Origin of the sequence: Pseudoalteromonas sp. Cn5-37 (assembly GCF_021532495.1) — a bacterium.
GTDB lineage: Bacteria > Pseudomonadota > Gammaproteobacteria > Enterobacterales > Alteromonadaceae > Pseudoalteromonas > Pseudoalteromonas simplex.
In genome coordinates, this window is sequence record NZ_JAKGBA010000048.1 from 1 (window position 1) to 11,710 (window position 11,710).

The 11,710-nt window shown below is 40.8% G+C and carries 9 protein-coding genes and 3 pseudogenes; 7 read left to right on the forward strand and 5 right to left on the reverse strand.

Going from position 1 to position 11,710, the window contains the following annotated elements; genetic code table 11:
- The 4 genes and pseudogenes from L1266_RS21100 to tnpC all read left to right on the forward strand — a co-directional run.
- Positions 1 to 129: pseudogene (locus tag L1266_RS21100) on the forward strand (IS630 family transposase); the annotation flags it as partial.
- 77 nt (positions 130 to 206) lie between these two features.
- Positions 207 to 521, forward strand: coding sequence for an IS66 family insertion sequence element accessory protein TnpA (gene tnpA, locus L1266_RS21105; protein ID WP_004588657.1), 315 nt, complete (start codon positions 207 to 209; stop codon positions 519 to 521).
- Positions 518 to 868, forward strand: coding sequence for an IS66 family insertion sequence element accessory protein TnpB (tnpB, locus tag L1266_RS21110; RefSeq protein ID WP_004588658.1), 351 nt, complete (start codon positions 518 to 520; stop codon positions 866 to 868). Before tnpA ends, tnpB begins: the two co-directional genes overlap by 4 nt.
- An 82-nt stretch (positions 869 to 950) precedes the next feature.
- Positions 951 to 2,453 (forward strand): IS66 family transposase, encoded by a 1,503-nt coding sequence (gene tnpC / locus L1266_RS21115; RefSeq protein WP_235378302.1) that lies wholly within the window; start codon positions 951 to 953, stop codon positions 2,451 to 2,453.
- Between the two features lie 272 nt (positions 2,454 to 2,725).
- Here the strand turns inward: tnpC and L1266_RS21120 are convergent.
- The 3 genes and pseudogenes from L1266_RS21120 to hsdR all read right to left on the reverse strand — a co-directional run.
- Positions 2,726 to 3,232 (reverse strand): annotated as a pseudogene (locus L1266_RS21120) (type I restriction-modification system subunit M N-terminal domain-containing protein); the annotation flags it as partial.
- A gap of 27 nt (positions 3,233 to 3,259) precedes the next feature.
- Positions 3,260 to 4,339 carry a Fic family protein gene (locus L1266_RS21125; RefSeq protein WP_063529394.1) on the reverse strand — a complete coding sequence of 360 codons (1,080 nt, stop codon included), beginning with the start codon at positions 4,337 to 4,339 and terminating at the stop codon, positions 3,260 to 3,262.
- 115 nt (positions 4,340 to 4,454) lie between these two features.
- Positions 4,455 to 7,589 (reverse strand): annotated as a pseudogene (hsdR, locus tag L1266_RS21130) (type I restriction-modification system endonuclease); the annotation flags it as partial.
- 64 nt (positions 7,590 to 7,653) lie between these two features.
- On the opposite strand from hsdR, the gene L1266_RS21135 reads away from it, so the two are divergent.
- On the forward strand, positions 7,654 to 8,583 hold the full coding sequence (locus L1266_RS21135; RefSeq protein ID WP_235378303.1) for an IS1595 family transposase: 930 nt from the start codon (positions 7,654 to 7,656) through the stop codon (positions 8,581 to 8,583).
- A 15-nt stretch (positions 8,584 to 8,598) separates the two neighbouring features.
- Positions 8,599 to 9,291 (forward strand): hypothetical protein, encoded by a 693-nt coding sequence (locus L1266_RS21140; protein ID WP_008115289.1) that lies wholly within the window; start codon positions 8,599 to 8,601, stop codon positions 9,289 to 9,291.
- A 25-nt stretch (positions 9,292 to 9,316) separates the two neighbouring features.
- Here L1266_RS21140 and L1266_RS21145 read toward each other — a convergent pair whose 3' ends face one another.
- Positions 9,317 to 9,742 carry a DUF4145 domain-containing protein gene (locus L1266_RS21145; RefSeq protein WP_328260866.1) on the reverse strand — a complete coding sequence of 142 codons (426 nt, stop codon included), beginning with the start codon at positions 9,740 to 9,742 and terminating at the stop codon, positions 9,317 to 9,319.
- A gap of 259 nt (positions 9,743 to 10,001) precedes the next feature.
- On the opposite strand from L1266_RS21145, the gene L1266_RS21150 reads away from it, so the two are divergent.
- Positions 10,002 to 10,151 (forward strand): hypothetical protein, encoded by a 150-nt coding sequence (locus L1266_RS21150; RefSeq protein ID WP_167330986.1) that lies wholly within the window; start codon positions 10,002 to 10,004, stop codon positions 10,149 to 10,151.
- Between the two features lie 152 nt (positions 10,152 to 10,303).
- Here L1266_RS21150 and L1266_RS21155 read toward each other — a convergent pair whose 3' ends face one another.
- Positions 10,304 to 11,536, reverse strand: coding sequence for a hypothetical protein (locus L1266_RS21155; protein WP_138558920.1), 1,233 nt, complete (start codon positions 11,534 to 11,536; stop codon positions 10,304 to 10,306).
- Positions 11,537 to 11,710 lie beyond the last annotated feature (174 nt).

Genomic DNA, 11,710 nt, shown 5'->3' on the forward strand with positions numbered 1-11,710 from the left:
AGTAGTGAATTATTCGCACTGCTACTGCATAAGCTTTACCGTATCGTTATTCATAGCTCAACTCTCAGGCGGTGGTTGCCACAAGTCGGCATCGTCTGGCGTCGTGCGGCACCGACGCTGTATATCCGTAAGCGTCCGGCCAACCCCACCTAGCAACACCATTTTTTGTATTTGAAAATACCTTCAACTTTTTATTGGAGGTCATTATGAATTCACCCATCCCTAAACGTTGGCTAGAAATCCTAGCGCTTCGCTCATCATTTACTGGAACGAATGAAGCGTTTTGCAAACACCATCAAGTATCTATCAGCTCGTTTTATAAATATAAAAGCATGCAACAGGTGAAATCTTCAGGTGCATCACCTCAATTTGTCCGAGTTGAGCAACAAACCCAACGCACACACGTCAGTATCACTGAGCAACCAACGATTAACTTTAATACGCGCACTGGCCAACTGACATTACCCACAACACTTAACTGTGATGCTATCGTCTCAATTATTAAAGGTCTATCAGCATGAATATGTTTGTTAATCCGCCCGAGGTGTACTTATGTGCTGAGCATGTGGACTTTCGTAAATCCATCAATGGCCTTGCGGCGTTGGTGGAATGTGAGCTTGAATTACCCGTGCTATCGGGCGCGCTGTTTGTGTTTTGTAATAAAAAGCGCGACAAGTTAAAGCTTCTCTATTGGGATAAGACAGGCTTTGCATTGTGGTACAAGCGACTTGATAAGCACAGGTTTAAATGGCCTAAGCTTAAACGTGACACCATGACACTGAATGAGCAACAATTACATTGGCTATTATCAGGGTATGACGTTATTGGCCATGAAGAAATCAACGTCAGTCAGCACACAGTGACTTAATTACTTAGATCAATTGATATGATCATCAAGGTTTAAGTTATTAACCCTATTCATTGTGCATAAAAGCCGTAAAATAAACGGCATGAACGATGTATTTACCTTACAACAACGCATTGCTGAGCTTGAAAAACAGCTTAAATATGAGCGCGAAGTATCTATACAGAAAGATGCTAAAATCGCCTATTTATATGAGCAATTCCGTTTAGCCCAACAAAAGCAATTCGGCAAAAGTGCTGAAGGCTTTGTAGGGCAAGGTGAATTATTTAATGAAGTTGAAGAGATTGCTGAGAAAGCTGAGCCTGAGCAGCAAGGAATTAGCTACACCCGCAACAAGCCTAAACGCAAGCCACTGCCAAAAGACTTACCCCGTGAACAAGTTATCCACGACATAGCAGATAAAAGCTGTGCATGTTGCGGTGGTGAGTTACATAAAATCGGTGAAGATACTGCTGAAAAGCTTGAGTTCATTCCAGCACACGTCAAAGTGATTGAACATATTCGCCCTAAATACGCCTGTCGTGAGTGTGAAAAATCAGGCACTGGGTCAACGATAAAGCAACAGCCTATGCCCGCTATGCCCATTAACAAAGGCATTGCCACCGCGAGCTTACTTAGCCAACTCATCACCAGTAAATATCAATATGGTTTACCGCTTCATCGCCAAGAGAGCATGTTTAAGCAATACGGCATTGAGCTGAGCCGCAAAACCATGAGCGATTGGGTGATTAAGTCAGCAGCGCTGTTTACCCCGCTGGTTAAACGGTTAAAAGAAGAATTACTCAAGCAACCACTCCTTAACGCTGATGAAACCACGGTCAATGTGGTGAAATCAGATAAAGTGAATAGTTACATGTGGGTGTACTGCTCAGGTGCTGACTCACCTAAACCCGACAGCCCCATCCCTAACATCGTGCTTTACGACTACCACACTAGTCGCGCAGCCGCCTGCGTGATGGATTATCTTGATGGCTATCAAGGGTACTTACATGTTGATGGTTATCAAGCTTATGAAAAGACACAGGCCAGTCTTGTGGGGTGCTGGGCGCACGCACGTCGGAAATTCATTGAAGCGAAAAAGCTGCAAGGGAAAAATAAGACAGGCAAAGCCGATGTGGTGCTCAGCTTAATACAAAAGCTGTATGGGATAGAGTCACGGTTGAAAGATAAATCAGCAGATGAGAGTTACCAGACTCGACAAGCACAGAGTAAACCGATACTCGATAAACTCAAACAGTGGCTTGAAAAACATCAGCCAAACCTTGTTGGTAATAGTAAACTCATTGATGCTGCCAATTACATGGCAAACCAGTGGCCGAAACTCATTGAGTACATTAATGATGGGCGACTGAGTATCGACAACAACCGTGCAGAAAGAGCCATCAAACCGTTTGTGATAGGCCGTAAGAACTGGCTGTTTAGCCAAACAGCAACAGGTGCTAACGCAAGCGCGATACTTTACAGCATCATCGAAACAGCCAAAGCCAACGGCTTAGCGCCATACGATTACATCACCGCGTGTTTAGATGAGCTGTGCCAATCAACACCTGATATCGATAGTCTATTACCGTGGAATTTTAAAGGCTAGGCGGTGATCACCGGACGGATACAGAAAAACAACTCAAAGAGTAAGTTCTTAATGAAAAAGCTGGAATCTAGGTTGGAAGAAATATCTGAGGAGCGAGAAGTATTGTTAAAGGCAGCCTCAATTTTAGCAAGGGAGATCCGCTAATTCTTCAACGTACTCGAAAAGTGATTTACTGAGATGATATTAAAGGTAGTTCTTAGCCAAATATAGGTAACAGTTTAGGCGGCGGTTTTTAGGTGGCATTTGCTCGATAAAAACGTAGATGACATTATGAAGTACTGTCCCGCGCCAGACTTAGTCTCGCTGGCGTTTTTCTCTAATAAACCTTCATATAAGTCACCAAGGCCGTCTTTTTGCGCACTAAACCAGTCAATTTGATCCAGCGTTTTAATCATTTGCTCTAAATGGCGTGGCTCACGCAGACGGGTTTGTGCATCGGCATAAATAGCGCTGATCAATGGGTCTTCATGTACCTGAACCTCTTTAGTTTGGCCTGGGTTTTCTGGGTCTGCTTCAAGGCGTTTACCCGTTGAAAGCGCAAACAAAATAGCTTTGTAATCATTTAGTAAGTTAATACCTGATTTTTCGTTAATGTCTTGCCAGCGGCAGCCCTCTGGCAGCGGGTGTTTTTTTAACACGCCCGCTTCGGTATTTTCGTGCACCATTTTAATAAAAAGAAGCAGTACCAGTTCAGTGACATAGTCGCTGTAGTTTATGCCGTCGTCACGTAGTACGTCACATAGGTTCCAAAGTTTTTGTACGATGTCGTTATTAGTCATAATTTTCTCAAAATTAGTAATTGGGCGTTAGCCGTGGGCAACCAGTAGGGCGCACAAAGGCTCGTTAATGTAGTAATTAGCACGGCCTACTTTTTGTTTGGTTAAAAAGCCATGTTCCACCAGCTGTTCTAGGTATTTGGTGGCAGTAATGCGAGTGACACCGAGTTCCTCAACAATAAAGTCTATTTTGGTGTAGGGGTGGTTAAATAGGTTGTTGAGTAAATCTTGGCTGTAAATTTTAGGAAGCTGCGCTCTAATGCCGTGTTTTGCTTCTGCCATAAGGTGTTTCATGGCGGTGATAAGTGAAATAGTGTTTTGCGCGGTATCAATGACACCATCAAGCATGAACTCTAACCACGGCTCCCAGTTGCCGGTATCGCGCACTGCTTGTAGGTTAGCGTAGTAATCGGCTTTGTTCTGAATTACAAATCGGCTCAGGTAAAGTACAGGCAAGTTTAGTAAATCTTTGGTGACCAAATATAAAATATTTAAAATACGCCCTGTACGGCCGTTGCCATCGTAAAAGGGATGAATACTTTCAAATTGGTGATGAATAATAGCCATTTTTACCAGAGGGTCGGCATCGCATAGTTCATCGTTGTTGATAAACTGCACAAGGTTATCCATTAGCTTTGTAATTTCATCAGCGTGCTGTGGTGGCGTGTAAACCACTTCACCAGTGCGTGCGTTTTTTAGGTCAGTACCAGGGAGCTTTCGTAAACCTGCATCGTTATGTTCTAGGTTTTTTTGTATTGCGAGTATGTCATCAAGACGAATAAGTTTGCTTTTACGCGCTGTTTCGAACCCTTGCTTTAAAGCAACGGCATAATCTTGTACTTCTTTAGTTGCGGGGTTAGTGACCGCTTCTTCAAACAGGTTCGCTTTATAGAGCTCATCGTGTGTTGTTACGATGTTTTCCACCTCAGAGCTGTCTTTTGCTTCTTGTAGGGCGAGTGTGTTAATCAATATGGCTTCATTAGGTATGCTGGCTGCAACGCCTTTTAACTCAGCTAAATGGCGATGGGCAGTGGCGGTTTTTTTTAAAACAGCGCGGGTTTCCCACTGTTCAATATTCGCAAGCGGTAACGGTTCTATAGTGGTCGACATAGATAGCTTTTATCCTTTTTTATACATGTCAGCGTTGTTATGTATAAATTTTTCATAAAATTATACATAACCTATATAACATGTATAGTAATTCCATTTATTTATATACGTTACTTTATGCGCTCTTAATAGGCCAAATAGCTTCACTTATTTCATCAAGTACAGTATCTAGTTGATTATTAAGCACCTTGTCAAATTGCTTCGCGCCACCGTGCTGACTAAAGCGGTTATTAACAAACTCTTTGTCGACGATAACTTCATGCACAAGTTGTTTGGCAAGGCGCTCTAACCATTTGCGCTGATTAGGTGTCCATGAATGTGCTTGGTATATACGTAACATTGCTTGAGCAACACGTTGTTCAAAGGGGATAAGAGGTTCACCTAAGGCTGCGCGCCGAATGTGACCAACAATGCTTGCTGCTATATCTTGATTGGTTTGATTACGTACCGCGCTTTGTAAATTCGCCTCTGAGAAGCCTGCACCATCAAGTAATAGTTTTACTTCAGTTAATTGCTCACGAGAAAGGTCGCGTGGTTTACTTACCACAGTCGCAAGGGCTATGTTTTGGTTTAACTGCTCGTTAACGAATTGATTAAAGCTCTCTAGGTAATCCTCTGGTTTTTTGTGTGTGCCCCAGCTTTGTGTTCTTTCACGTATTTCATCATGATGTTCAGAGATAACGGGCTGGTGTTCACTGCCCAATAAAGTATTGACCTGTGCAAGCTGGTGGATTAAACCACTATGTTCTGTGATAAAGTTTGCAGCTTGCTTTGGCCCTAGTTGGTGTAAATGGGTATGAAGGTTTTTAGGCTCTACTCCCCATAAGCTTTCAAGCTCGTTTAGCTTTTGTTTTAGCTCAGGCTTTGCTTCTGCCTTTTTTTCTGCTTTACGTAAAACCCGCATGACCTTTTGGCTTAACTGATTGAGTACAACATCGGCGTGACTTTCTTGTGGTGAGTCGCCAGGTGTATTCAGAGCTTGTTCTAATAGCTCTGGATTAGTGATTTCATCTACCAATTGTTCTAGAGTTATATTAGGGTCTTTAACTAAAGGCTTCATGGTGTTCACTTCAGCCAAAGCTGAATAAATATCGACAGGGTCGTAGATACGGAATACGGTTTTACCTATTTCATCACAGCGGCGAGTAGCACGGCCGATCATTTGCTCGTATAAAATGCGTGATTTTACTCGGCGCATGAAAACAAGATTACAGACTTTAGGAACGTCAATACCTGTAGTGAGCAAGTCTACGGTTATTGCAATGTTAGGGTAGCGTTCGTTCTTAAACTGTCTAATTCTCTGATCGACTTTATCAGAGTCGCCTTTAATAACTTCTACAGCCGCTTGGTTATACTCACCGTTGTATAGCTCTTTAAATGCATCATCAAGTAATCGCTTCATCATATCTGCATGAAGGCCGTTTTGTGAGGGAGCACAAAATATAATGGTTTTTTCATCACCAAAGGGATCGAGTTCTTGAACAAGTTGTTCGCAAATAACTTTGTTGAAGTTCTCGTTAATAACCTTGCGGTTGAATGCATTAACCTCGAAATCAAGCTCATCATCCAGGTCTGCAGATTCAATTTCCCCCGTATGAGTATTAATTGATTGGACTTTATCACCTTTATCAAAGTGAATGCCATTTTGGCTTAGTAAGGTTTCATAACGGATAGGTGATTCATGATCGATAAGCCAATCTTCAGCAACAGCCTCACGGTAAGAATAGGTGTACACCGGTTTGCCAAAAATTTCACTGGTGTGCTTGGCTGGGGTTGCTGTGAGCGCTATTTTCACAGCATCGAAGTAATCGAGTACGCGTCGGTAACTAGATAAATATTGGCTAGCGTCCCGTGTAGCAAGTTCGCCCTCTGTCATTTCTTGATCAAGTGTGTAACCTCGGTGTGCTTCGTCGATAATGATACAGTCAAATTGATCGAGCGGAGGAGGGTTATCACTCATAAATATGCGTTTAACCATTGCTTGCACGGTAGCAACTTGTACGCGCGTTTCAGCCTCTGCACCCATATCACCAAGTTCTGCGACATTATAAATTTTTGAAAGAGTATGATTTTGCTCTAGTGGCGCTTCGTTAAAGGCATCGAGTGCTTGCTGGCCCAGTGCGGTTCTATCAACTAAAAATAAAATGCGTTTAAAGCGTTCTGCTTTTAAAAAACGGTACATTAAACCGATGATTGTGCGGGTTTTACCAGTACCCGTAGCCATTGCAAGTAATGCTCGACGTTCGTTATTTGCAAGTGCATGCTCAACGGCACTAATTGCATTTTTTTGGTATTCCCTAAGCTTTAAGTAGCCAAATGGCTCTTTATCTAATTTTTTTTGTGCTTCGCTTTTGCTGCGCTTGAGGGTATCAAGTAAACCTGTTGGCGTGTGGAATTTACTTAAATCTCGTTTTGTATTTGAGCACTCCCGTACATCACGAAACCAAATACCTGATTGTTCAGCGAGTTGTTTTACATGAGGGCGACCGTTACAAGAATACACAAATGGGACTTTATAGTGGCCTTCGGCTTCATCTGGCCATGCTATGGTCAAACCTTGCAATTCCCAAGCGGGTAGTAGCGGTGGATTGACTGTTAGCCCTTTACTGTATCGCTCAGCTTGACGAATTTTACCTGCAACATTGGTGTTTTCTTTTTTGGCTTCAACCACGGCTATGGGTGTTAACCCTGCAAATAATACGTAATCGGCTCGGCCGCGTTCGCCATTGTATTGCGTTGGCCACTCAGCAATTGCGATATTTTTACCTTTTTCAGGACGAATGCCGTTTTTATAAGTAAGCTCTTCACTATCAGCCTGCCAACCTGCTTCTGTTAATTGCTGATCTATTAAAATACGAGTTAACGCTTCGTCGAGTACGATATGTTTAGTTGCTGCTTGAGTGTTATTGTTTAGCTTTTCACGTTGGTTAGCTTTTGACTTTTCATCTTGTGAAGCTAGCTGTATTTGCAGTGCCTTTATTTTGGCTTCGTACTCTTTTTGTTGTTGCTGCAATGCTTGTTCATGAGAGGCCGCTTGTTGCGCTAATAATTTAGACTCTTCGTCCATTTCATACGCTAACTGCTCATATTCATGCTTTTCTTTGGCGATTAACTCATTCAGCTGGTGGCTTGAATTTAAATCAAGATTTGCTTTTTGTAGGTCAGTCTTTAAGTTAGCAATTTCACTTTGAAGTTTACGTAACTGTTCACTCGGATCTGAAGGCGCAATAAATGGCCCAGGCTTAAACTTGGCGCTGATCCATTTCTGTGTTGGTTTGCTATACTAAGTAAGTCAAATCATGTTAGGAGCGTCTATGAATAATACCCAGTTTGCTAATCTTCAAGCAACACTAGAAGATCTAACTTTTGTTCAGTTGAAACGCCTCCGACACCACATCGAAGAAATGATCTCTTCGAATCATGTAGGTAAAGCTATTGCTGTGCATGAGGAGGGCGTAGCCGAATGTGCTCATTGTGGTAGCCATGAGTTTACAAAATACGGAACAACAGCACGAGGACAGCAGAGATACAAATGCAAAGCTTGTGAACGAACTTTTAATTCACTTACTGGTACGCCATTATCTGGTATGAAAAAGCAAGATAAATGGCACCAGTATTCAGAAGGCATGTGGTTTACAGCCAAGATCAGAGAAGCAGCAAGTGAACTAGGTATTAATGTTAAAACCGCTTGGCGTTGGCGGCATCAGTTATTGTCTAAACCGAGACAAAGAAAGCCTTCAGAGCTTCATGGGATCATTGAGGCCGATGAAACATTTATCAACGAGTCGTTCAAGGGTAAACGCCAGTTGGAAAGACCTCCACGTAAGCGTGGTGTTAAGAGCCATGACATACCTAAAGTACCAGTTATGCTTGCATTAGATCGCAACGGTGCTGTCACCCACTGCGTCTTGCAAAGAAACACAAGAGAAGAGCTGGAGAAGTCACTAGCACCAGTATTAACGCCCGAGAGTGTATTGTGTACCGATGGCAATTTGTCATATCAAACCATCGTTAAAAACCTTCCTTTTGAGCTTGATCATAAACGCCTTATAGCTATTGATAATCAACGAGTTATAGATGGCATCTATCACATAAAAACACTAAACAATTGGATGATGCGCTGGAAACAGTGGCTAAGGCAATTTAATGGGGTTGGCACAGATTACCTTGACAACTACATCGCTTGGTTTAGGCAAATGGAGCAATCACAAGAAGATGATAGCTGGGTTGTTTTAGCACTATAAATATTTGGAATTTTAATGAAGATACTTAAGATATTGATCATTGTTTTTATTACGTTTTTTATAGCTTCATTTGGCTACTTTAAAAAAGATGCCATTGCTTGCGAACTGATAGGGGTAACACACTTCAATGAAGTATCACCAGATTTTTATATTGATCAAAGTATAGACACTTCGAAGCAAGTTGAGCTGTCTCATGCTGTAGAATCAGCATTTAAAAGGGTTTCGGATATCTATGGTACTCCCACTTCCAACCCTAGAATCATTGCTACAGCCGAAACAAAATATGCCAAGTTCGGATTTAACCCCACAGGTATGCAAAACTCTGGTTTATTCAGAGAATGTATATTTCTAGGCCCCAAAGGACTGAGCACTGATGTAATAGCTCATGAACTTGTTCATGCAGAGGTCAGACATAGAACAAATTTGTTTGTTGAACTAACTCAATTACCTGCTTGGTTCATTGAAGGCACAGGGATCAAAGCAGATTACCGAAAGCCATTTTTATCAGAAAACATTAATGTGACAAATGATGACGTAGCTAAGATTAAGTCGGTGTTTTACCTTAGTGACTTCCCAAACACCAATGTAAAGTATTATCAAGCATCACTAATAGCTGTAGAGCCAATGAACCCAAAGGACATGTATAGTGGCTTAGAAAGATTGAACAATGGTGAACAGTTTGAGGACGTTTTTAACGAATTCTTTTAAGTGTTGATTAATATTGAAATTTTATTCAATCAACACAAAAATGGATCACAGCCTTAAACTTTGGGCCAGCTTTACCAAATGACTGGTGAAACCAAATTGCTAATTTACGGGCAACTACTAAGCCGTTAATTGCTTCTTTATGCTTTGTTTTAAATTGGTGGGTTGCTTTATTACCTTCAACCCTAAGAGTGCGGAATAACTCTCGTACAACATTTTCTAATTGTAATTCACGATTAATTTTGTATAAAAGGTCAGCTTGTGTTGTTTGTTCATCAAACTCAATACCAGCCAATGCAGCAATATGTTGTGCTAATGCTTCGCCTAGCTGACGTAGTTTTATTAATGTGGTATTTGGATCACTGGCGAAAGAGCGCTCAGCGGATAAAGCAAGCTCAGTGAATAATGGATCATGTTCAGCTAAAAACCCAAAATTTCCATTAGACGCAGACATTCATAAACTCCATTTAAATGATAAACAACAAGCCAAGTATATGAGATATAAAGGTTCACAAGCCCTGTTGCCTGAATATTGAATACATTATCACTAATAGACGGATTTTCAACTTTCTTATGATTAGTGTGTTTTACAAAAATACATAGAGAAAATTAAATTTACACTCTTTCCCCCCCACCACAGCGCCAATTTTGTTTGGCATTATTCTCTCTGTTGTTAGGAGCACCTAACAATAAACCTATTTTGGAGAAATATAATGACGAAGAAAGAAACCCCAATGACTACCGATGCTTTGGCCCGTATTCAAAGAAATGAAGCTAAGCAAAATGGTGGCGGCGTTGATTCTAATGGTTTTGCTGCTCGCGCAGCTAGAGCCGCAAACAAAAACCAACAAGGGAAAAAATAAAATGGCCCAACATGATGATGACAACCGTTCACAGCAGCTAAACCCTGAGCATGACGCTTATTGGCAAAGCCGAGGTGAAGATGAGCGCCCTGAAGACTGGGAAGAGCGCTTAGACGATTAATTGCAAAAGCTAAGGCCGTCTAATTTTGAAGTTAGATGGCCGAATTCTCGCGTTCTGAATAGTACTTAAAGTAAGCAGGGTATTGCCCAATAATCTCATTGAAAATAGGAATAAGTTTTTCGCTTTCAGTTTGTTCAAAACATACTTGTATTTTTGTGTCTATCCCTCGACTAATCCTGAAGTACACAAGTAATGCTGAAGAATCTAAATCACATAATTTCTCGCAAATTGCACTTACAAACCTTTCTAACTTTAGAAAAGAAGGTAAGTTCTTCCCGTTGCGCCAATCTTTTAGTTGTTTGTATTGTCTATCTTTCAGGGGCTCGTAACTTTCAGGGGCATTTAATTGAGAGTTTTCAATAGGTATATAGCTTGCCAGCTGCCTCCAGCTAATTGGTTTAATTTTCGATGATATAAATTTTTTTAGCTCTATAAGTGCAGCATCGAAACAGCTGTTAACTTCGTCAGATTCAATCAATGTATTCAGTACTCCAGTAAAGAAACTTGAGTATTGTTTATCTTTACAGGTTTCATCTAACCTCTCGTAGTAGAATTGAAGACCTATTTCATAGTTGGCAATTGCAGATAAGTAGAAATCAAATGTTAAATAGTAAGATGCTCCTGCAATAGCTAATCCTTCATCGAATGTATAGTTTTCTCTTCTTTTATCTGACTTAAAAAACTCATCTAGAACTTCGAGCTGTCTGGATGGCACTAAGCTTTGTGCATGCCAATGTGTTTTTTGTAATAGCCAAATATCCTTAGGATCATTCTTATCAATAATTTCTGATTTTGCCTTTCTATGAATTTCACTCATCAGTAAGTAGTCTGCATTAGAACGTTCTTCAAGCCAGTCCATTAATACGTTTAATTCATTATCGTTTTTATTAGCCCTAAGGCTGAATTTATAACTATCAACACACGAATAGAAATGGCTTGCATTTGAGCCAACTACTACAGCTTTATAATTTTTCTTGAGAAGTTTGGGGTTAAAAATGTGGACAATACTAGGTGACAAGGACAAAAACCAATTTTCAATTTTTTTGAAGGTAGGCCTCCCTATGCCTTTAGTTGATAAAGTCGAAATAGAACTTTTACTTACTGGTAGTTTAGCTTCATAAAATGACTGAGCATAATCAATAATACCTCGAAAGTTATTTGGGAGATGTAATAAATAAGCTACTTCATCATATGATGGGAGGTAAGCACTTTTAAAGTTAATTATTTTAAAAACATATTTGTTACCTTCATTAGGTTTGAGCATATTAGTCCTTTATTTCGCCATGAAAGTTAACTTCAGAGCTTTACTCACTCGCGAATTCAACCCCGAAGTGCACCACTCGCTAAATTAGGCCGCATTGCGTAATTCGTTAAACACAACGACAGGCTGTTTGTAACCTAGGCACTTTCTAGGTCTGGCGTTTAGCGCACGTTCTAT

What these genes read in the sequence shown, in the direction of transcription:
- tnpA (WP_004588657.1), top strand. Translation starts at nt 207, where the DNA reads ATGAATTCACCCATCCCTAAACGTTGGCTAGAAATCCTAGCGCTTCGC.
- tnpB (WP_004588658.1), top strand. Translation starts at nt 518, where the DNA reads ATGAATATGTTTGTTAATCCGCCCGAGGTGTACTTATGTGCTGAGCAT.
- tnpC (WP_235378302.1), top strand. Translation starts at nt 951, where the DNA reads ATGAACGATGTATTTACCTTACAACAACGCATTGCTGAGCTTGAAAAA.
- L1266_RS21125 (WP_063529394.1), bottom strand. Translation starts at nt 4,339, where the DNA reads ATGTCGACCACTATAGAACCGTTACCGCTTGCGAATATTGAACAGTGG.
- L1266_RS21135 (WP_235378303.1), top strand. Translation starts at nt 7,654, where the DNA reads ATGAATAATACCCAGTTTGCTAATCTTCAAGCAACACTAGAAGATCTA.
- L1266_RS21140 (WP_008115289.1), top strand. Translation starts at nt 8,599, where the DNA reads ATGAAGATACTTAAGATATTGATCATTGTTTTTATTACGTTTTTTATA.
- L1266_RS21145 (WP_328260866.1), bottom strand. Translation starts at nt 9,742, where the DNA reads ATGTCTGCGTCTAATGGAAATTTTGGGTTTTTAGCTGAACATGATCCA.
- L1266_RS21150 (WP_167330986.1), top strand. Translation starts at nt 10,002, where the DNA reads ATGACGAAGAAAGAAACCCCAATGACTACCGATGCTTTGGCCCGTATT.
- L1266_RS21155 (WP_138558920.1), bottom strand. Translation starts at nt 11,536, where the DNA reads ATGCTCAAACCTAATGAAGGTAACAAATATGTTTTTAAAATAATTAAC.